The organism is Paenibacillus sp. NPDC058177 (genome assembly GCF_042883835.1).
GTDB classification, from domain to species: Bacteria; Bacillota; Bacilli; order Paenibacillales; family Paenibacillaceae; genus Paenibacillus_AQ; species Paenibacillus_AQ agri.
In genome coordinates, this window is the sequence record NZ_JBHVVB010000005.1 from 319,338 (window position 1) to 339,191 (window position 19,854).

Consider the following 19,854-nt stretch of genomic DNA (forward strand, 5'->3'; position numbering starts at 1 on the left):
CTTCTCAGTTGTAATAAAGGATCAATTATTAGATACCCTTCAGACCGTATTCGGCAAGCGGAATGCCAAGCGCCTTCTCTACCTCCGGATAAACCGTAGGGTCCTTCACGCTGGAGCTGAGCGGAACATGCTGCTTGTCGATAGCCAGCAATGAAATTTCCATACCTTCCTTCACACCACCTACGCTAATAGGCAAACCTGTAGCTACCTCAAAGGTTGTGATCACATCCGGGTAAGTTGTTAAGCGGTTCCCGTTCGCATCATCCACTGCCATATATTCATTCATGACATGCAGCGTCAACTCACTGCCAGCTCCGTCAGCCATAGTGATGGTACCAATATCAAATGCGCCGGAATAATGAACGTCCTTCTTCAGCACGACGCCTCTGCCGATCATTTTACCGTTTGTTTTCTGAACAACGGTCTCCATGATGTCTTCCGGCCCTTTCGCCTCCGCCTCGATCATGGCATAGCCCAGATCCAGCGCAATCGAAATCCCGCCAATCGCCGCATGCTCTTTCACATAAGAAGCCGGGATCGGATGGCGTGCAGATGCAATGAAGCCTCCAGACATATCAGAAGCCGTGCGCAGGATGTTGGACGTCTTCGCAGGCGTTCCTTTTACAACCAGCTCCAAGTAAGAACCGGTGTCTCTGCGGCCACCAACTACTACCTGAATGGTCTGATAGTCAAGGCGTGAAGCCAGACCCATGGAGCCCATTTTGCCTGTAGGATGCGCGCGAATATCACCAGTTGCATCCACAACCACCAAGCCGAGCGCTGCAGCAGGCAACCAGCCGTTTATCGTACTGGACATGCCGTTCTGAGGCGTCATCACTCCGACCACCTTGCCGTCAAAGTTCTCCATCAGGAGCTGAACAGCTTTGATATAGTCAACACCCCACATCTCCCATTCATTTCCGGCAGGCGCGCCAATCGCTGTACAGGTAATAATAATCGCATCATCGGGAAGCTCATCAACCGATACCAGCTTAGGTTTCGCAATGCCTACCGCCGCACCGCCAATTTCCAATCCATGATCAACCCAGCCCCCGCCTCCAGCTGCAAATACTGCTCCGCCTCTAACTGCTGCACGTACATCCGCTATCGTTAATTCCCGCATTATGCATTCTCCTTCAAAGTAGTATCAATTCTACGTATTCCTTTTTTGCTTACTTCATCTAATGCTTCCTCATACCCTGCATCTGCATATCGCATAACGCCGAGTCCCGTATCGTTATCTAGTGTTGTCTTCAAACGAAGATCCGCATCAGCCGTTCCATCCGCTACGAGTGTTACGCCAGCACTTGTCATATAACCGCTATAACCGCCACCGCCGGAATGGATCGCTACGAGATCCGCCATCGAAGAACAGTTAATCATGGCATTCAGGAGCGGCCAATCCGAGATAGCATCACTGCCGTCCTTCATATTCTCAGTCATAATGTTCGGATGGGTCATCGATCCGGCGTCCAGGTGGTCACGTGAAAAAGCAATCGGACCGCTAAGCTCGCCCGTCTTAACCATTTCGTTCACCGCCAGAGCCAGCTTCGTCCGGTCACCGTGACCGAACCAGCCAATACGCGCTGGCAAACCTTCCACCGGCACGTACTTGTTCGCCAGCGAAATCCAGTTCACCACCACATCGTTATCACTAAAATTCTTCAATATATATTGATCAATCTTCTGAATATCGCCGGCGTCCCCGCTCAGAGCTACCCAGCGGAAAGGACCAATAGCGCGCGAGAACAACGTTCTAAGGAAGGCTTCGGTAAATACCGGGATATCAAAAGCATTTTCCACGCCGTTCTGCACCGCTTGTGAGCGGATATTATTTCCGTTATCAAAAACAATCGCCCCTCTGCGCTGGAACTCCAGCATCGCTGTAACTTCAACAGCAATCGAAGCCCTTGCATCCGCCTGGAGCTGATCGGGTGCAGATTTGCGCAGCTCGGCAGCTTTTTCCAAACTATAACCGGAAGGTATGTAGCCATACATCAGATCATGCGCTGAGGTCTGGTCTGTGACCACATCAGGCTGTACGCCTCTGCGAATCAGTTCCGGATAAATTTCAGCAGCATTGCCTAGCAAACCTACAGACAGACTCTCCTTCTTCTCAGAAGCTTCCTTAACCCACTGCAGCGCTTCATCCAAATTGTCTGTCTTCTTCTGTAAATATCCGACTTCAATACGTTTATCAATTCTGGCCTCAGATACCTCAACGCATAAAATAACCGCACCCGCCATCGTGCCCGCCAGCGGTTGTGCGCCGCCCATTCCGCCCAAACCAGCCGTTAGAATGAACTTACCGGCCAGGCTGCCGCCGAAATGCATTCTGGCGATGGATTGGAAAATCTCATACGTCCCTTGAATGACGCCTTGCGAACCGATATATTGCCAAGCTGCGGCGGTTAGGCCGCCCCAGACGATCAAGCCCTGCTCTTGATATTTATAGAAGTTATCACTCGTAGCCCACCGGCCAACGATGTTACAGTTTGCCATGACCACAATCGGAGCATATTTATGCGTACGCATAATGCCGATAGGCTTGCCGGATTGAATAACAAGCGTCTCATCCTCTTCCAAGGATTTAAGAGTATTGACAATGGCATGATAGGAATCCCAATTCCGTGCTGCCTTCGCAAGTGCAGCATATACCGTAAGTTCCTTCTGATTTTCACCATTTTCAAGTACATTCTCGAGCATTCTCAGCAGCGCTTCCTGCCTCCAGCCCTTACACCGCAACTCTCCACCTCTAGCAGCTGTAATTCTATCCATGCCAATTCCTCCTTTTTATCATCATTCAATAATCACTTTCTATTAATCAATAAATTAACAAACACACACCTTATAGTCAATACAATTCGCAAGATTTGCGTCAGTTTAAGTAACGCGCTAGGAAATAACCGCTTTATTGCGGTGCTGAAATAACTTTATTGTAAGTTAACATCGGCTTAGAAAGCTAATTTAATGACAATTTTCTACAGATTGATATGCTTTCTACAGCGAGAAAAAAGGAACCCGGCTCCGCTGTGGAGGCAGATTCCTTCTTTTATAATGGGCTTCCTATACAAAACACAATCAATTCACTGACTCACCATCTACCAGAAGCTCGACACGTTCATTGTAGAACGCGATACGGCCAGCGATCACTGACAGCTCGGGACGAGGATCGGAGTAAGACCAGGCGATCAAATCCTCCCCTTCATTCGAACGCCAGTAACGATCAGAGTAACCTTTATACGGGCACTCGCTCCAATCTTCGGTTTCCGTCAGTGCACTGAAATCAACCGCTTCAATCGGGAAATAGTATCGGGTCGGCAAACCCGTCTCATAGACCAGCACCGGATCATTCGTTTCGGCAATCACCCGGCCGTTCACCTTAACAGTAACATGACGGCTGCTCGGCAACGCATCCACCCGATTATGCGGGTCACGCGGATGTGTCATCACCGGTTGATCTTCCTCGTACCAGCCGTCCAGCACACCGAGAAACCAGTTAACCCCGAGATAACCTTCGAGTCCCGGTTCGTTCCAGGACCACGCTGCAAAAGGAATATGCCGTTCCCCTAAATGAAGATCAAACCACTTCACATCTGTTGTACGCGGCCGATAGAATATCCCTGGCTCCGGCACTCCCTCCGAAGGGGTCAAGAGATCTGTTCGAACGTGTTCAACCGGAAAACCGTACTCAGGAACCTTATGCCGCGGCTCCCACACTAGTATCTGCGAACGGCTGTCTACTACCGCCACATCCCCTACTACGCCTCGCACCCAACGCTCGCTCGGCTCGAACGTGTATCGTTCAGGGTACGGAGGATACCGCCGGGTCAGACCGGAACTCTCCTGAGGAAGCACAGCGCTTGGTGGACGATTAGCAAAGCGGGGAAGGAGCCCACGCTCCTCATCAGTAATGACAAATGGTACACGTTTGATAGTGTTAGCTGTTTTTTGATCAAATTGAGACATAATCTTCATCCCCTTCTCTTCTACAGAGTTAAAATCATTTAAGCAATCCTTCGCTTTCCAGCCACTCCTTGGCTACATCCTTCGGCGTTCTCTGCTTCACATCAACCTCGCCATTCAAGCGCTGCATTTTGTCATCATCAAGTCTTCCGGCAAGCTTATTGATAATCTCACGCAACTCAGGGTGTTTCTCCACTACTTCGCCGCGGATGAGAGGAATGGCATAGTAAGGCACGAATACCTGTTTATCATCTTTCAGAACAACAAAGTTGCTGAGCGGAATTTGACTGTCGGTTGTATACGCATTGGTCACATCAATCAAATTTTGTTCGATGGCTTTATAGGCCAATACTCTGTTCGGTATGTTCTTGATCTCTTTAAATTGAGGATTATACACCTTCTGGATTACCGGCCATGTATCCTCACTCATCAGAAAGTCCTGGCTTGTTCCAAATAATAAATCCTTAGAGTGAGCCGCTAAATCCGAAATACTCTTGATATTCAGTTTCTCAGCAAACTCTTTGCGCATGACAAACCCATAAGTGTTATTAAATCCGAGCTGGTCCAACACCTCGACTTGATGCTTCTCTTTGAATTTTTCTTTTACAATATCGTAGACCTTTTGCGGATCATTTTCGGGCTTCTCCTTTAAAATCTTAATCAGAGCTGTCCCTGAATACTCTATATAAGTATCGATCTCACCTTTCTCAAGCGCCTCCCACACCGGACCCAAGGAAACTATTTTGGTGTTAAGTTTAGTATCATGTTCAATGAGCTGAGCAATAGCATTAGCCAAAATGTCCGACTCCCCAAAACCTTTGGAGGCGATTGTTATCGTATCCGCGCCACTACCCTCTGACTTTCCACAGCCCGTTACCGCCAATACTAATATGAGCGATAATCCAAGCATAACAAGAGACCGCGACTTTTTTCTCAAACCTAATCCACTTATTCTTCCAAGTAACTTCATCAACAACTTCTCCTCCCACTTGCCCATAAAAAAAGGCTCCATTCCCCTTAAGCTAAGGAAAATGAAACCTCCGTTTGTCCGGTCAGTTATCAGTATGATTATTAATATTCGATAAGTGAATATCGTAAAGCAATATTAAAACACACTATTCCGCTTGTCAATATTTTTGTTAAGTAAATTCATCGGAATAAGGAGATACCTACTCTAACAAAAACACCCACAAAGTCGATTACTTCTGATAACAATAAATAAGCGGCATTCCTGCCACTTTTCTATGGTGGACTCTTCAAATTTATGCAAGGGGTCCTTCTAGTTTCTTATTTAATTCTAAAATAAAATGGGCGGCGTGATCCGTATGATTTTTGATATATACACGATAATCTCCATCTTTCGGAACTGTAATGGTCACTTTACCTGTTCCGTTTGCTACGGTTCCACTGTAGACTTCATCCGTAGATACAGACATAATGCCAACTTCAAGCTCTCGTTCCTGCTCACATTGAACAGAAAAGATGATAGGTTCACCCTTTTTCCATGCCATCTTCGCAAAATTGTTGTCTCGTCCAGCCCCCAAGTCTATCGTCAATTTCTTTCCGTCTGATGTCTCAATTCCGCCCAATACCAGAGATGCTACTTCAGCGGGTTGAGTCTCTATCGGGCTGTCCTTTGTTTGCTCTGAGGGCAGAACCTCAGCAGATTCATTACCCAGAGTAGCACCCACTCCGACAGCAATAATTGCAATAAGTGCAATACTTATGGCCAGCATACTAACCTTCTTTTTTCTAGTGTTCATGAGTGAAGAAAAATACGACTTCATTCTTTTGCCCTCCTGTAAAAGAAAACCTAAATAATAACCATTAAAAATGGTCAATGAACCAAGTCTTGTGTCCCTAGACTAATCTGCATATCTTGCCATCATGTATGTACTGTAATATTTTCCGTCTGACAGGATGCGATCCTTCTTTAATATCCCTTCGACTTCAAAACCCAAGCTTTTGTACAGCCGGATAGCACTCTCATTGGTTTCCAGCACGCCGCTTAGGATGACTTTGGTTATGCCGTTGGCATCAGCCCAAGTAATGGACGCTTTTAGCGGGTTCTTCCCAATACCGAAGCCCCAATATTGTTTCAAGACACCCACTCCAAACTCCACCTTGTGCATGAAGCGCTGCAAATCATTCCCTGCACATCTGGAATAGCCGACGATCTGACCAGCCGCTTCCGCCACCAAACATATATTTCGCAGATGAACCGTGTCCATCTCAATGATTTTTTCAAATCCGGCTTCATCAATAAAAGCTTCTCCCGGCACTCGATCCATATGTTCGGTCTCCCCATCAACCTGCAGCCTTACATCAGACAGACGCTTCGCATCTCCCTTAACTGCAGAGCGGATCGTATAAAGAAGCCCGTTTACTAGGAATTCCTGTTTGTTAATGATCATGGCGGTATTCCTTTCCTTTCTGTTATTAGCTGTTTCCGAACATCTACTCGTTCAGAACCAATTTGAAGATCAGATATTTCCTACATTACATATGTATGCCTGCCTTATCTTTTACGTAAAAACTATACTCCACGTTTAGTCCTCCATCTCTTTAACCTATCATCTAGCGACAAACCAGTGATCAGCTTAATATTAAGCCTATCTGCCGCCTCCTTGGCCGCCTTTGTGAAATTGCTCGTCGTCACTATCCAAGCATCGTAGCAGCCGTGAACCTGCTTGCCCGCTTTAAGGCGCAACACTATATCATTTCCGACATCCTGCTTCCAGCGCTTGCACTGTACAGCGATTTTATACCCCTCTTTGCCTTTAAGGATCAAATCCACTTCATGATCGCCAGAACCGCCAACTCGTTGTACGATATAGCCTTGATCTATGTAATACAACTCCATTAACCTCTCAAAATCCGTACCGGATAATGTCCTTACGTCTGCTTTTAGAATCTGTGCATCGGTTAACTTTTTGATAGGAGCTTTTGCCGAAGGAATATTAGTCTTAGCCCTGGTTGCGTTACTTTGCGTTACTTTGCTTTACACTACTTCGCCTTACATTAGCAGCCTTGCCTGACTTCCTCGCCTTCTTGTTCCTCCGACGTTTGTTGGTCCACATTCCGCCGAAAATCTCTCCCAGAATGACAGAGCCTAACAAAATACCAAAGAAAAATCCCCAGTGCAGGCCCGGAATGCTAAAGTAAACCCCTAAGCCTCCAAGTATTAACAGCCCTCTTATCACATACGCTACCTGTCTACCTTCTGCATAATACGTTTTAGCCATAATCGCTCCACCTCATGTTGTAATAAGCCCTACTAGAAAGTTAAGAACTTTCTATTCGGAATATCCGACATTTAACTTGATCATTCTTCTATTTTTCCTATATTTAGGTTTTATTCACTATATCATATTTCTGGTTATATTTGGTGCGAGAAAGCCCCCGATGAGTCTGAGTACCTATCACAATCTAATCGTTTGAAAATAAGTTGTTACAAACACGCCTTTCCAGGCGCTCTCTGACTCTCCACTTTACTCTATAACGCTTCAGTAAAATGATTTGTACTCAAATTAGAGTCCGCGATATAATACAAGCATAGGTCGTGAAGCACACGCCGCTCCAATGCAATTTCCCACTGAATTGATTTCAGGTGGACGTTGTTTTGGAGCGGTTTTTTTGCGGGAAAAATCAATGCCTTGTTTATGAGTTAGGTTAATTCGTGAGTTAAGGAGGAGCATAGTGATGCAGCGATTTGATCAGCAATATGAGGAATGGTTAACAAGAAATCTGGAGAATGAGAGTAACCCCAGACGAAAGGAGTTTCTTGGTAAAGGGCTAGGTCATGGTACGGTGGAATTCCTCCGCGCTGTATGGTTCCCGGCAGTCGGAAATTTGGATCATCTGTTTCCTGAATGGGAGGTACGCGATTTTAATAATGGCTATCGCTATCTTGATTTGGCTTACATGCCAGGAGGTGTGAAAGGCGGAATTGAAATCCAAGGATTTGGCCCACATGCCAGAGATCTGGATGTCAGGCGTTTCAAAGATTTATGTCGCCGCCATTGCTTGCTAGCTCTTGATGGCTGGACTTTTCTTCCTATCGCTTATCCTTCAATTGTCGAGGAGCCCAAACAATGCCAGCAGTTAGTGCTTTCGTTTATCGGTAAATTCATTACAACGGATGTGCCTTCTAATCTAACTTGGCTGGAAGCAGAGACGTTACGCTTCGCTAGACGTCTTCTCCGAACTTTCACACCCTTGGAGCTTGCGCATCATCTCAAAGTATCTGATAGGCACACCAGACGAATTCTACATAAGTTAGTTGAACTACAGTTATTGGATATCACAGGAGGACAGCAGCGCTATCGGACATACCAGCTTAGAGTGTAGCGCATGTTCAGATGCGTGAATTTATAAAGATGTATGTTAACAGCGCCTGAATTCCGTTACTGTAATCGGGATGCGAGGGAGTCTCGCGGACTACGGGGGAGCTTGACGGGCTATGAGCAGTCTCGAGGGCTACCGGGAGTCTGGCGGACTGTGAGCAATCTCGCGGGCCGTGGGGGCCTGGCGGGCTGTGAGTAGTCTCGCGGGCCGCGGGGGCCTGGCGGGCTGTGAGCAATCTCGCGGGCTGTGGGGAGCCTGGCCGGCTGTGAGCAATCTCGCGCGCTGCGGGGGATTCCGGTAAGTTTTAACGGACCGAGAAGCTCTTATTCACCAAAAAAACACTGCTTTTCTAAGCTTACGGACTCAGATGCAGCTATTTACTGATACTTGCTGGGGATATGCCTGGTAAAGAGGCAATAAGCGCAATACGGTCCGTTAGACGAACTTTTTGTGCCAAATGGAGTAAATAAGCGCATTACGGTCCGTTAACCTGCTAATGTGCCGGGTAGAGCAAATAAGAACTGTGCGGTCCGTAGTGGTCGTAAAGCAGAAGCTCCGGAGCCAAAAGCTATGCGGCGATGAAATGTACTGCGAAAAGGATGCATCAACGCTCACATATTGGAAACCTAGCTTTAGAGAGTAGAATCAAAACTGCAATCTCTTATTCAACTATATATGTTATATAAAATAACATAAACTTCAATAAATCGTCATATTAAAATGTTAAATTATTTAAAACCCAATATGATGTCATGTATTCACACATATTTTTCTGAAAAATCACTACTTTACGTAAATTTATGTTGACCACCTCAAATTTCATGTATTAATATGTAACATAAAGCAAGACATCATGAGGGGGCCATACTATGAAAACATCCACATCTACCCGGCATAGACGTAAGCGGCGCTACGCGAAGACTCTTATGCACCTTTTGACAGGCGTAATGCTCGGTATCATATTATGTCTGAATCTCTATCCGTTGATGGCCTACGCTCAATCCGAGACGGATGTAACCGAAATAGGCGTCGTAAAACTGGCCGAGGCCCTGAAGACCGGCAAGATCACAAGTGTAGAGGCTGTCCAGGAATACCTGGATCGGATTAAGGCCTACGACAAAAAGATCGGTGATAAACCTGGTCTGGGTGCAATTATTACCCTTAACCAGAATGCGTTAAAAGAAGCCGCCGTGCTTGACAAGGAGCGGGCAAACGGCCATATTCGCGGCCCGCTGCACGGCATCCCGGTATTGGTCAAGGACAACATCAATACGGCTGATATGCCCACCAGCCACGGCAATCAAGCACTCGCCACCTACCAGCCTAAGCACGACGCTACCGCTGTCCAAAGACTGAAAGATGCCGGAGCCATCGTGTTGGGCAAGACAAATATGGCAGAATTCGCTATGTTTTGGGATACGGTAAGCTCCGTCAAAGGCAGAACGTATAATCCTTATGATCCTACGAAAAATATCAACGGCTCCAGCGGCGGGACCGGCGCAGCAGTCGCAGCAAGTTTCGCTGCAATTGGCCTCGGAACCGAGTCCTGTGGTTCGATTACCGATGTTGCTTCCTTCAACAATCTAGTCGGATTCCGCCCCACAGTAGGGCTTGGTTCCATGGCTGGAGTTGATTACAATCCGCTAGGAGATGCCATTGGACCTCTGGCGTTGTCCGTTGAAGACGCAGCGATGCTACTTGATGTTCTTGCAGGCACAGACCCTAAAGATCCCTGGACCGCAAAAGCAAACAGCTACAAATCCACTTCATACCTGAACTCATTGAAAGGTTCTTCCCTTAAAGGGGCCCGCATCGGTTACGTCATTGCCCCATTTGGAGGTTATGATTATTCACCAGGCCCTGAATCTAATAATATTTTAGCGACGGCGGAGAAGGAAATTTCAGTACTAGAGGCTCAAGGCGCCACAGTCATTAAAATCCCGCTTAACCGAAGCTGGTGGAATAAGTACGCCCCGCAGAATGCTTCCTACTGGGCAACAACCGGGCATGAAAGTTATTTCGCAAAGACAGAAGCAACCTGGCCAAAAGGTCTGGCTGGACGGACCGAACCGAAAAATGCGATTAATTTCGGTGACATCGTTGCAGGTAGCCCAAATATGGAGAAGACTACCAAAGAGTGGTTAATGGCGGACGACAAGAAGCCACTAGACAAGGCAGGATTCGCAGCAGCAGTCGCTGCCCGTCAAAAATTCGCTCAAGGGGTAACTGAGCTATTCACTTCATATAAGCTTGATGCACTCGCATACCCGACAGTCGCTGCCCCGCCTGCCAAAGTTCATAAGAATCCTGCCGAACTACTCGATTCTGAGCAATTCGGCACACATTGCGGATGGGCTAATTTCACCGGCCGTCCTGTAGTGAGTGTACCCGCTGGCTTTGCAGACAAATTCCCTGTCGGAATCAGTTTGCTCGGGTCCAGGTTTGGCGATGCCAAACTATTAGGATATGCCTATAATCTGGAACAGGCATCCCCCCATCGCAAAACGCCTGAATTGACTCCATCACTCCTACACAAGGCAGGAAGTACTGACACAACGACATCAGCAGTTTCGGCCAATTCTTCCGGAACCAAAGCCTCACCAGGCTCTGGTCAAGCCTCAAGCGGAAACGCACTCTCCGCCAGCACTTCAAGCATGTCGCCTTCTGGCATTCCACTACCAATCGCCACAGTCTTCATAGTAGCCATTGGCCTGATTGGACTCGTCGTCCGGCTACGCAAAAACTAACTCCCTAACTTCCTCAAGCATACATTCTTAACTGAAAGAGGGGCAATCGATGATTGCCCCTCCTTTCCTGTCTCATAAAATCTCTTCCCTTAGACGCAAAAAAACTCAAGCGCTAACTGCGCTTGAGTTTTTTTGAATACGATGGACTCTCAGGGACTCGAACCCTGGACCAATTGATTAAGAGTCAACTGCTCTACCAACTGAGCTAAGAGTCCATATGATGTTCTTGGTGGAGCCTAGGGGGATCGAACCCCTGACCTCATCGCTGCCAGCGATGCGCTCTCCCAGCTGAGCTAAGGCCCCAAAGGGCTTGTCTTCTTCAGGTGAACCGTTCCCTGCAAGCGACTTTTATATCATACAAAAGATCAGCTCTACTGTCAATACTTTTCTCGAAATATTTTGAAGAATGGATTGAACAGGCTGCTATGACTCTAGCAAGCTGTTCGATATGCAATAACATCAACTTTCACATCAAAAAAAGAAACCATGGCATTATACAAAATACCATGGTGTAATAATTCTTTTGACATCTATTAAGAACTGAATTGCTATCTTTCAAAATATCATAACTCTCTTGCTTTAGAATCACGTTATCACTCAATGCTTTGCAATTGCTGTATCCTTATTTACAGTCTTCTTTTGCTTAAGAACCATGAAGGCGACCAATATACCTAGAAGCGTTACGATGGTCGTAACGATAAACGCAATATGAATGGAGTGATTTAGCTCAGTAGTCGTCATCGTCTCCAATGTCGCATTCGAGTTCAATCTTGCGGATATGATCGCCATTATAACAGCAAGACCAATTGCGCCGCCAATTTGCTGACCAGTTGTAATAAGCGCGGACGCCACGCCCTGCTCTTTAGGGTCGATCCCTGTGCTGCCTGCGATGAACATCGTCGTGAATACAAGTGCTTGACCGATGCCGATAATCACAGTACCCGGAATGACTCCCCATACAGAGCCCGTAGCAGATAGCTGAGTGAGCATCAGGAAGCCGCCCCCTCCCGTTCCCATTCCCACAGCAATCGTGCCAGCGACTCCAACCTTCGTTAACAGGATATTAATCAGCCTGACTCCCAGAAACGCGCTAAGCGTAAGCGGCAAGAAAGATAAACCGGATTGAATAGCGGAATAGTGCAGAACATTTTGCGTATACAGCGTCAGGAAGTAATAGAGTGTACCGAACGATGCAGAAAACAGGAACGCGGTCAACGCGGCTCCAGTCAAATTGCGGTTGCGGAACAAACGGAATGATAGCAGTGGCGCTGCCGAACGTTGTTCGATGGCGACAAAAGCGATAAGTAAAACAACGCCGACCAGGACAAATGGCAAAGTCCCAAGGCTAAACCAGCCTTCGACTGGGGATTGAATGAGATAGTACACGATTAGCAGCAACCCTGCTGTAACCGATAGCGTGCCGCCAACGTCGAAATGTTTTGCTTGGGTCGAAATCTTGCTTTCTTTGAGCACGATCGGTGTCATGACAATAGCGAAAAGCGCGATTGGCACATTCACGAAGAAGGTGGCCTCCCATCCGATGTAGCTAGTTAAAACCCCACCAAGCAACAGACCAAGAGATAAGCCTACTCCGCCCATTGAAGACCAAATTCCCATCGCTCGATTGCGCTCAGCACCTTCTTCGAAATTGGACATGATCAGTGATAATGTGGCCGGTGACAACAGTGCTCCCCCAAGTCCTTGCAATCCTCTAGCAATGATTAATATGAGTTGAGATTCCGAAAGGCCCCCTAGCAACGAACCTAAACCGAACAAGGCCATGGCAATAATGAACATCCGACGTCTGCCCATTAAATCGGATAACCGTCCGCCAATTAACAAAAATCCTCCGAACGCAAGCGAATAGGCGCTAATCACCCACTGCAAATGATTGGCTGAGAAGCCCAGTTCCTCGCCAAGGGAAGGCATTGCGACGAAAATAATCGTGTAATCGAGCGCCATCATCAACTGCGAAATGGCCAGAATGAACAGCGCTAATCCTTTAAACCGACTTGCATCCATAGAAGTATTCTCTCCTTTTTCAGACCAAATGGTCTAATTTGATTATATTTGACTGATCGATCTAAAATAAACAAAATAAATGAAGCAGGAAACTGCTTCACATTATCTATTGAGCACAGACAGGGTAACCGCTGTAATTTCCTCCAACACTTTAGCATCATCGGATAATTTGGCAACTTGGGTCAACGCATATCGGGCATGATACAAATACTTCGCAAGCGCAAGCAGGTCCTGCTGGGTGTTCAGCTCATTTTGATCCTTGGCCCGAATCAAGGCTTCATAAAACGCCTTCTCTAACCGAATTCGGTCTTGCTCGAACAACGCCGCGATCTCCGGGTCATGAGGAACCTGGTCGATAGCGCTATATAGAATTAAGCATTCCTTGCGCCGATCCGCATCCTGTAGTGTCGCCACGATCTCACTGAAAATTTTCTCAATCGATTGCTTGACGGATCCCGTCCGCTCCAGATAGGAGACAACAGCCGACGATTTTTCGTTAAGATAATGCTTGACGGCTTTAACGAAGAGATCCCGCTTCGTGCCGTACGTATCATATAAACTCTGACGGGCAATGCCCAAGCCATCGAGCAGAATTTGCAGGGATGTTCCCTCGTAACCGTAATGTCCGAACACTTCCATTGCTTTGTGCAGCACGAGGTTCGTATCGAATTCCTTACTTCTTGCCACTTCAACCCCTCCTTTCTGTCTCATAGTACCCTTACCGGATCGTTCAGTCAAGAAAAAGCATAATTCTAAAAATAATTGCAGACTGATCGATCTAAAATAATCATTAAAACGACCTTCTTTGTTCCCAACTATCCAAATCACCACGCGATAATTTCCTATCCCCCTCTCTCACTTCGTGACCACATCTTATCATTTCCAGACTATTTGGTCAAGAAAGAACAAAAACAGTCCATTCAAGCGATGCGCTCTCCCACGGATAGTCATTTACACACCCATAAACAGCTTGTCAACTGAATCCGTCATAGCCGGTTGAATAACAGCATGGAAACCTTGCAGTGCCGAAGTACCCAGAGCAAACTCCGGGAATAGATTCCTCCTAATGAAGACTAATTCAACATGAGAGCCTGGCAAGATGGTAGCTATTTTGATGGAAAGCCCAAGCGACTCATCTGTTACAATAAACTACACAATCATATTCTCTGTTTACATTCAAAAAAAGGTGTGCTACATTATTTTCACGGATATGGAAATAACTACAGTTAGAAAAAAGGTGAATTTACGATGGTAGAAGAAAATGCGAATGTGCGTCAAGCTGTTAAAGTGTACAAAGCGCTCGGAGAACCCACGAGAATCAAAATTGCCCTGCTCCTTACGGAGGAGACAACTTTGTGTTGCTCGGATATCGAGTCTAAGCTGGAATCGGTGGCCAGCTCAACGCTTTCCCATCACTTGAAGCAATTGACAGACTGCGGACTGCTAAACTTCCGCAAAGAAGGAACGTATATCTACTACAGCGTAAACCGCGAAATGGCACAGAAATATGCGCCTTATTTGCTGGAGTAATTTTTTTTCAACATTATTTCTATATATTTAGAAATATAAAATATTGAAGTATAGAGAGGAGCTTTACCAGTATGTCGAACGCATTGAAAATTTATATGCTGGCTATGATCAGCTTTCTAGTTGGGACATCCGAATATACTATTGCAGGGATTTTGGATAAGGTTGCTGTAGATGTAGGTGTCTCCGTATCGGTCGCAGGTCAGCTGATTACCGTTTTTTCGCTGGCCTATGCCTTCGGCACACCGATCGTCATAGCCGTCACTGCACGTATGGAGAGACGTCAACTTCTGCTTTATGCGCTTGGTGTATTTGCAGTAGGCAACCTGATTGCCGTCGCGTTACCCGGCTATACATTCTTGCTCGTATCGCGTGTTGTTCTCGCGATTAGTACCGGCGTGTTTCTCGTTACCTCATTGACGGTTGCTGCCAAGCTCGCTGCACCTGGCAAACAAGGAAGTGCGATTGCAACACTTATAATGGGCTTCAGTGCCGCCTTAATTATCGGAGTTCCACTTGGAAGAGTCGCCGCTTCGGTTTATGATTGGAAGCTCATTTTCGGCGTTATCGGTCTACTAGGTTTGCTTGCCATGTTCTTAATCCTTATTGCTATTCCCCAATCCAATGGCGAGGCGCCTGTTCCGATTCGCAAACAGTTTGCACTGTTGAAGAAACCTGAAATTGCGATCGCGTTGGCTGTCGCCTTCACGTGGATTGGTGGATACTCTGTTGTTTACACCTATATTTCGCCCTACTTGCTGACCATAACCAAATTAAGCGAGCAAAGCGTAAGCATCGCACTCTTCTCTTTCGGTATCGCCAGCTTGCTTGGCTCTAAATTCGGCGGCTACAGCACCGATAGATGGGGAGCTCCCCGTACATTAGTCATCGGAATGCTGTTTAATACCATTGCTCTAGTTCTGCTCTCACTAGCTGGACAATCGCCGTTGATCGTATTCCCGCTTCTGATGTTTTGGTCTTTCACAGTTTGGTCTTCCAGCCCTACCCAGCAGTTTTATTTATTGTCACTTGCTCCAGAGGCATCCGGCATTATGCTTAGTATGAATACCTCCGTGTTGCATCTTGGCATGGCCGTTGGTGCTGGTCTTGGCGGTGTTGTCGTCGAGCAGGCATCACTGAGCTACATCAGTTGGATCGGCGCAACGAGCGTCATTCTGGCTGCTGTAACTGCCGCTACCTTCTTCCGTATTTCCTACTCGCGCAAACGCCGCGAAGAAGTGAAATGCAGCCTAGTCGAGACGTGTGCGTAATTCAAATCTTCCCAAAAAAACCAGGCTGCTGATTAACGGCACCCTGGTTTTTGTTTTTCTATTCAGGTCAGATCAGGAATTTGTTTTTCTTCCCGCGGCGCAAGCACGACAAGTTCGTCATATAGTTATGCATCTTGCCACTTAAAAACTCTGTGACTGTATAAAAGCAATCAAGTTGTTTCCTAATACAAAACAACAAAAAAACGGCATTTCTGCCGTTTCTTCTGTGATGGACTCTCAGGGACTCGAACCCTGGACCAATTGATTAAGAGTCAACTGCTCTACCAACTGAGCTAAGAGTCCATATAATATTCTTGGTGGAGCCTAGGGGGATCGAACCCCTGACCTCATCGCTGCCAGCGATGCGCTCTCCCAGCTGAGCTAAGGCCCCGAAGGACTTGTCTTTTTTCAGGAAGATCATTTCCTTCAGTCGACTTTAATATCATATAAAAAATGAGCTCACCTGTCAACACTTTTTTTGCAGGATTTTTTTGAAGCATTTATTTTAGCTCAAATCCTCCTCAATCTGCCCTGTCACTTTCATAATAAGCCGGAAGTTCAACGACAATCTCAAGGTAGCCTTTTTGAAGAGAAGCTGATACACTCCCCTTCATCCGCTCCACCAGAAGTTTAACGATAGCAAGACCTAACCCTGTTCCCCTGTTTCTGGCGTGATCCCCCGTATAGAATCGGTCGAACAGACGCTTAACATCAAGAACAACGCCATTCTTCACGGGATTACCAAATGAGAGAATAATTTTGTCTTCCTGATGTTTCAAGCTAATTTGGATCTGACCTGTGCCATGCTCACAGCCATTACGGATCAGATTATTCACGATTCTAGCGAGCATTTCCCTGTCAGCGAGGGCAAACCTTGGCGGAGTCTCCTCAAATTGAACGGACAGTCCTCTTTCCTCCAATAAGGGAACCGCTGCCGCTACACCCTCAGCAATCAGGTTACCCACATTCACTTTTTCCGCTCGGCATTCTGGTTCTGCATTCAACAGGTAGGCATATTCGAAAAAAAGCTCAATCAGCACACCTAAGGCCTCGGTATGCTTCCGGGCAATACGAAGCTTCTCATGCTGGTCAGAAGGTAAATCACCATTCGCCAGCAGTTGCTGATAGCCCTTAACCGCGGTCAGTGGTGTTCGCAAATCATGGGAAATGTTCGCAATCAGCTCCTTAAAGTTCTTCTCTTCACGCATGGCTTGAAGGCGGAGGTTCTCCTCCGCCTTTAAGCATTGATTAATATGAATGGCTAAACGATTAAGCTCTTTGCTCAAAAGGTCCAGGCTTACCGGTTGCCTTGTATGCTCTGCCAGCCGCTTGCCTAATTGGCGATTAATGCTGCGTAGCTGCTGGTGAATAAAAACAATATACACACTCAGCAGCAGAACTAAAATTATCAAAGCTCCTAATGCCAATGCCATCGCCAACGACTTCACAGCCCTTCCTTACTTAATCTCAGATTTTCTAAATGCCGTAAAGGTGACGGCGAGCATGAATGCAATAAAAATTACGCTGATACCGATCGTTCGTGCCATATCACCTGCAGTTGTCTCCAACGCCATAAGAGCATGCTTGTTCCCGTAAGGGGTAAGCGAAAAGATACGGCTGAGCACCGATGAACTCTCACTTCCTCCGGCCAGTTGTGCGCACAGAATAGAGAAACCATAATAGATAGCAACCACGAACACAGGCTTTTTCAGAAAAAAAGCAAGCGGCACACATAGGCTTAACTGTGCTATATAGACAATAATCAAAGTCAGCATAATAGCCGCCAGCTTCCCGATCTCTGCAATCTCCATTACGTTGCCGCTTTCAGCTGTCAGCACATGCAGGAAGCCTATTCCCACAGAACCTACGTCGAACTTATACCCTGTACTAAGCCCCGCCGCCGTAACGATTGAATATGGCAGCAAAAGCAACATTAAGGCAACGGCGAGCGCAACAGCTTTGCTAATGATGATAGCGTATCTCCGGGAGCCGCTAGAAATTGCATTGTGAATCGTTTTGTTCTCAAAATCGCCGCATATGATCATACCCGCAATCACCGCTCCGAGAATACAGGTCATGTTCATGTCCGAGAACATAAATTCGATGCCTGTCATGCGGGTGTCGATCTTACCAAGCGGAATGAGGTAGGCCATAACCGCCGAGATCATCGCGCTTGCTGCTGATATAGCTATCAATACTTTGACCGCCTGTGATTTCATCAGCTTGAATAGATCAGCCCGGATCAGATTAAGCATCCCCTTCACCTCCTAAACAAGAGATGAAGTAGTTTTCTAGCGTTTCACCTTCAACATTAAACTTGGTAACAACAATGCCTTTATCATGAATAGCCCTGGCAACCCGCTCCAACTGGTCTAAACAATCATACAATTTAACCGTACGATCCGGCATAACCTTATAATTCAAGGTGCCAAGCTCCGTCTCCAGTACACTCGTCAGCTTTTCCGGCTGGTCACAGCGAATTAGAATATGATGCTTGCAGCGCTCATCAAGCTGTTCCTGAGTAAGTGTCTGCTTAATCTCTCCCTTGTGAATAATGATATAGTTGGTCGCGGTCTGATACAGCTCAGGCAGGTTATGACTGGAGATGAGAATAGCCATCTGCCGCTCTTCGCAGAGCAACCTCAGTAAGTTGCGGATTTCGATGACGCCAAGCGGGTCGAGTCCGTTAATCGGCTCATCCAGAATAAGCACTTCCGGGCTGCCTAAGAGGGCGATAGCAATGCCAAGCCGCTGCTTCATACCAAGCGAAAAGTCTCTCGCTTTCTTCCTGCCCGTGTCTGCCAGACCAACCAGCTCCAGCAATTCATCTTCAATCTCCTCGTTAGGGACACCTCGCATCATCCGATGCAGCTTCAGGTTCTGCTTCGCGGTCATATATGGAACAAATCCCGGGTGCTCAATCATGCAGCCAAGCCGCTTCCGTTCCTCTTGAAGAGGGTACTTTCCGCTATGGCCGAATAGCTCGATGCTGCCTTCTGTAGGGAAGGCTAGACCAGCCAATAGACGCATCAGCGTCGTTTTTCCGGCGCCGTTTTGTCCGATCAAACCGTAGATATGGCCCCCTTTTAAGCGGATAGAAACTTGGCGTAGCGCTGTATAATCACCGTAGTTTTTACTCAGATGATGGGTTTGCACAACGTATGAGTTCATTTTATTCACCTGCCCTTTCTGCCCCCAGTATAACGATCGCAAGTTTAGAAAAGGTTAAGGCTGACATTGAAAAAGTAAAGAAACCGATAAGTTATCTCTGATGTATCCTATAGCCCAGTCCCCAAACCGTTTCTATGTACTCCTCTTCCGGGCTCATTTTTTTCAGCTTGCTTCGCAAATTGCTGATATGCGTCTTCACCGCATTGTCATCCCCAAGGTATTCGTCCTGCCAGACCGATTCGTACAAATTCGCCTTGGTGAACACCTTACCCGTGTGCTTCAGCAGCATCTCCAGTATCATATACTCTTTGGCAGTTAGCTCAATCTCCGCACCTCCCGCCGTCACGCGTTTAGCATTCTCATCCAACAGCAGATCTTTGTGACGCAGTACCCTGCTTCCCGGTTGATCCCGCCTTGAACGGCGTAAATTGGACTCCACCCGTGCCGCTACTTCCCCTAAGTCAAACGGCTTCGTTATATAATCGTCCGCGCCCAGCTTCAGAAGATCGATTTTCGTACCTACCAGATCCTTCGCAGAAATAATAATGACAGGGGCATCGGAAAACTGGCGCATGTCCTTCAGAATTTCATCCCCGCTTTTATAAGGAAGCATAATATCAAGCAGAACCAAATCATACAATCCGCTGTGAATTTCCCGCAATCCATCCGCCCCTGTATAAGCTGACCGAACGCTGTACCCTGCAGCAGTCAACGATTCCGCCAGCATGTGGTTAACATCTTCCTGATCTTCAATAATGAGGATTGTATTCATTAGGGACCTCTCGTTTCTATTTAAATTGAAC

The 19,854-nt window shown here is 46.8% G+C and carries 18 protein-coding genes and 4 tRNA genes; 4 read left to right on the plus strand and 18 right to left on the minus strand.

The genetic code is table 11. The annotated features are described in order from the left end of the window. Positions 1 to 28 precede the first annotated feature (28 nt). The 8 genes from ACFVU8_RS20905 to ACFVU8_RS20940 all read right to left on the minus strand — a co-directional run bounded on the left by ACFVU8_RS20905 (position 29) and on the right by ACFVU8_RS20940 (position 7,211). Complete coding sequence (locus tag ACFVU8_RS20905; protein ID WP_379464881.1) at positions 29 to 1,123, minus strand: thiohydantoin desulfurase; 1,095 nt, start codon at positions 1,121 to 1,123, stop codon at positions 29 to 31. Further along, entirely contained in the window at positions 1,123 to 2,778 is a 1,656-nt protein-coding gene (locus ACFVU8_RS20910) for a thiourocanate hydratase (RefSeq protein ID WP_387429947.1), read from the minus strand. The genes ACFVU8_RS20905 and ACFVU8_RS20910 overlap by 1 nt, the downstream gene beginning before the upstream one ends. 303 nt (positions 2,779 to 3,081) lie before the next feature. Continuing rightward, positions 3,082 to 3,969, minus strand: coding sequence for a DUF427 domain-containing protein (locus tag ACFVU8_RS20915; RefSeq protein WP_387429950.1), 888 nt, complete (start codon positions 3,967 to 3,969; stop codon positions 3,082 to 3,084). A gap of 34 nt (positions 3,970 to 4,003) precedes the next feature. Beyond that, positions 4,004 to 4,936 carry an ABC transporter substrate-binding protein gene (locus tag ACFVU8_RS20920; RefSeq protein WP_387430136.1) on the minus strand — a complete coding sequence of 311 codons (933 nt, stop codon included), beginning with the start codon at positions 4,934 to 4,936 and terminating at the stop codon, positions 4,004 to 4,006. A gap of 292 nt (positions 4,937 to 5,228) precedes the next feature. Continuing rightward, positions 5,229 to 5,753 carry a hypothetical protein gene (locus ACFVU8_RS20925; RefSeq protein WP_387429951.1) on the minus strand — a complete coding sequence of 175 codons (525 nt, stop codon included), beginning with the start codon at positions 5,751 to 5,753 and terminating at the stop codon, positions 5,229 to 5,231. Between the two features lie 78 nt (positions 5,754 to 5,831). Continuing rightward, positions 5,832 to 6,380, minus strand: coding sequence for a GNAT family N-acetyltransferase (locus ACFVU8_RS20930; RefSeq protein ID WP_387429953.1), 549 nt, complete (start codon positions 6,378 to 6,380; stop codon positions 5,832 to 5,834). A 122-nt stretch (positions 6,381 to 6,502) separates the two neighbouring features. Further along, entirely contained in the window at positions 6,503 to 6,823 is a 321-nt protein-coding gene (locus ACFVU8_RS20935) for a restriction endonuclease (RefSeq protein ID WP_387429955.1), read from the minus strand. Positions 6,824 to 6,947: 124 nt separating this feature from the next. Further along, positions 6,948 to 7,211 carry a hypothetical protein gene (locus ACFVU8_RS20940; protein ID WP_387429957.1) on the minus strand — a complete coding sequence of 88 codons (264 nt, stop codon included), beginning with the start codon at positions 7,209 to 7,211 and terminating at the stop codon, positions 6,948 to 6,950. Between the two features lie 457 nt (positions 7,212 to 7,668). On the opposite strand from ACFVU8_RS20940, the gene ACFVU8_RS20945 reads away from it, so the two are divergent. Together ACFVU8_RS20945 and ACFVU8_RS20950 are read left to right on the plus strand one after the other, a co-directional pair. Then, complete coding sequence (locus ACFVU8_RS20945; RefSeq protein ID WP_387429959.1) at positions 7,669 to 8,316, plus strand: transcriptional regulator; 648 nt, start codon at positions 7,669 to 7,671, stop codon at positions 8,314 to 8,316. Between the two features lie 866 nt (positions 8,317 to 9,182). Further along, positions 9,183 to 11,060, plus strand: coding sequence for an amidase (locus ACFVU8_RS20950; protein ID WP_387429960.1), 1,878 nt, complete (start codon positions 9,183 to 9,185; stop codon positions 11,058 to 11,060). 142 nt (positions 11,061 to 11,202) lie between these two features. On the opposite strand, the gene ACFVU8_RS20955 is transcribed toward ACFVU8_RS20950, so the two are convergent. From ACFVU8_RS20955 to ACFVU8_RS20970, 4 genes are all read right to left on the minus strand, one after another. Continuing rightward, a tRNA-Lys gene (locus ACFVU8_RS20955) sits at positions 11,203 to 11,275 on the minus strand. Positions 11,276 to 11,287: 12 nt separating this feature from the next. Beyond that, positions 11,288 to 11,363 (minus strand) — tRNA-Ala (locus ACFVU8_RS20960). A 294-nt stretch (positions 11,364 to 11,657) separates the two neighbouring features. Next, positions 11,658 to 13,082: an MFS transporter gene (locus ACFVU8_RS20965; protein WP_387429962.1), complete on the minus strand. Its 1,425-nt coding sequence runs from the start codon at positions 13,080 to 13,082 to the stop codon at positions 11,658 to 11,660. Between the two features lie 102 nt (positions 13,083 to 13,184). Then, entirely contained in the window at positions 13,185 to 13,769 is a 585-nt protein-coding gene (locus ACFVU8_RS20970) for a TetR/AcrR family transcriptional regulator (protein WP_387429964.1), read from the minus strand. 561 nt (positions 13,770 to 14,330) lie between these two features. On the opposite strand from ACFVU8_RS20970, the gene ACFVU8_RS20975 reads away from it, so the two are divergent. Together ACFVU8_RS20975 and ACFVU8_RS20980 are read left to right on the plus strand one after the other, a co-directional pair. Beyond that, on the plus strand, positions 14,331 to 14,612 hold the full coding sequence (locus ACFVU8_RS20975; RefSeq protein ID WP_379464892.1) for an ArsR/SmtB family transcription factor: 282 nt from the start codon (positions 14,331 to 14,333) through the stop codon (positions 14,610 to 14,612). Positions 14,613 to 14,683: 71 nt separating this feature from the next. Further along, the gene (locus tag ACFVU8_RS20980) at positions 14,684 to 15,880 is read left to right on the plus strand and encodes an MFS transporter (protein WP_387429966.1); all 1,197 of its coding nucleotides are present in this window, start codon (positions 14,684 to 14,686) and stop codon (positions 15,878 to 15,880) included. Between the two features lie 230 nt (positions 15,881 to 16,110). On the opposite strand, the gene ACFVU8_RS20985 is transcribed toward ACFVU8_RS20980, so the two are convergent. The 6 genes from ACFVU8_RS20985 to ACFVU8_RS21010 form a co-directional block, all read right to left on the minus strand. After that, a tRNA-Lys gene (locus ACFVU8_RS20985) sits at positions 16,111 to 16,183 on the minus strand. Between the two features lie 12 nt (positions 16,184 to 16,195). Next, a tRNA-Ala gene (locus ACFVU8_RS20990) sits at positions 16,196 to 16,271 on the minus strand. Positions 16,272 to 16,401: 130 nt separating this feature from the next. Then, entirely contained in the window at positions 16,402 to 17,292 is an 891-nt protein-coding gene (locus ACFVU8_RS20995) for a sensor histidine kinase (RefSeq protein WP_387429968.1), read from the minus strand. A 45-nt stretch (positions 17,293 to 17,337) separates the two neighbouring features. Further along, a complete protein-coding gene (locus ACFVU8_RS21000) occupies positions 17,338 to 18,135 on the minus strand; it encodes an ABC transporter permease (RefSeq protein WP_387429970.1) in 798 nt (265 codons plus the stop codon). Further along, entirely contained in the window at positions 18,128 to 19,051 is a 924-nt protein-coding gene (locus tag ACFVU8_RS21005; RefSeq protein ID WP_066374270.1) for an ABC transporter ATP-binding protein, read from the minus strand. The genes ACFVU8_RS21000 and ACFVU8_RS21005 overlap by 8 nt, the downstream gene beginning before the upstream one ends. A gap of 91 nt (positions 19,052 to 19,142) precedes the next feature. Continuing rightward, positions 19,143 to 19,823 carry a response regulator transcription factor gene (locus ACFVU8_RS21010; RefSeq protein WP_379464897.1) on the minus strand — a complete coding sequence of 227 codons (681 nt, stop codon included), beginning with the start codon at positions 19,821 to 19,823 and terminating at the stop codon, positions 19,143 to 19,145. Positions 19,824 to 19,854: the final 31 nt, after the last annotated feature.

Excerpts from the sequence above, each read along its gene's own strand:
- ACFVU8_RS20915 (WP_387429950.1), bottom strand. The coding sequence starts at position 3,969 with ATGTCTCAATTTGATCAAAAAACAGCTAACACTATCAAACGTGTACCA.
- ACFVU8_RS21005 (WP_066374270.1), bottom strand. The coding sequence starts at position 19,051 with ATGAACTCATACGTTGTGCAAACCCATCATCTGAGTAAAAACTACGGT.
- ACFVU8_RS20945 (WP_387429959.1), top strand. The coding sequence starts at position 7,669 with ATGCAGCGATTTGATCAGCAATATGAGGAATGGTTAACAAGAAATCTG.
- ACFVU8_RS20925 (WP_387429951.1), bottom strand. The coding sequence starts at position 5,753 with ATGAAGTCGTATTTTTCTTCACTCATGAACACTAGAAAAAAGAAGGTT.
- ACFVU8_RS20910 (WP_387429947.1), bottom strand. The coding sequence starts at position 2,778 with ATGGATAGAATTACAGCTGCTAGAGGTGGAGAGTTGCGGTGTAAGGGC.
- ACFVU8_RS20965 (WP_387429962.1), bottom strand. The coding sequence starts at position 13,082 with ATGGATGCAAGTCGGTTTAAAGGATTAGCGCTGTTCATTCTGGCCATT.
- ACFVU8_RS20975 (WP_379464892.1), top strand. The coding sequence starts at position 14,331 with ATGGTAGAAGAAAATGCGAATGTGCGTCAAGCTGTTAAAGTGTACAAA.
- ACFVU8_RS20980 (WP_387429966.1), top strand. The coding sequence starts at position 14,684 with ATGTCGAACGCATTGAAAATTTATATGCTGGCTATGATCAGCTTTCTA.
- ACFVU8_RS20930 (WP_387429953.1), bottom strand. The coding sequence starts at position 6,380 with ATGATCATTAACAAACAGGAATTCCTAGTAAACGGGCTTCTTTATACG.
- ACFVU8_RS21000 (WP_387429970.1), bottom strand. The coding sequence starts at position 18,135 with ATGCTTAATCTGATCCGGGCTGATCTATTCAAGCTGATGAAATCACAG.
- ACFVU8_RS20950 (WP_387429960.1), top strand. The coding sequence starts at position 9,183 with ATGAAAACATCCACATCTACCCGGCATAGACGTAAGCGGCGCTACGCG.
- ACFVU8_RS20940 (WP_387429957.1), bottom strand. The coding sequence starts at position 7,211 with ATGGCTAAAACGTATTATGCAGAAGGTAGACAGGTAGCGTATGTGATA.
- ACFVU8_RS21010 (WP_379464897.1), bottom strand. The coding sequence starts at position 19,823 with ATGAATACAATCCTCATTATTGAAGATCAGGAAGATGTTAACCACATG.
- ACFVU8_RS20905 (WP_379464881.1), bottom strand. The coding sequence starts at position 1,123 with ATGCGGGAATTAACGATAGCGGATGTACGTGCAGCAGTTAGAGGCGGA.
- ACFVU8_RS20920 (WP_387430136.1), bottom strand. The coding sequence starts at position 4,936 with ATGAAGTTACTTGGAAGAATAAGTGGATTAGGTTTGAGAAAAAAGTCG.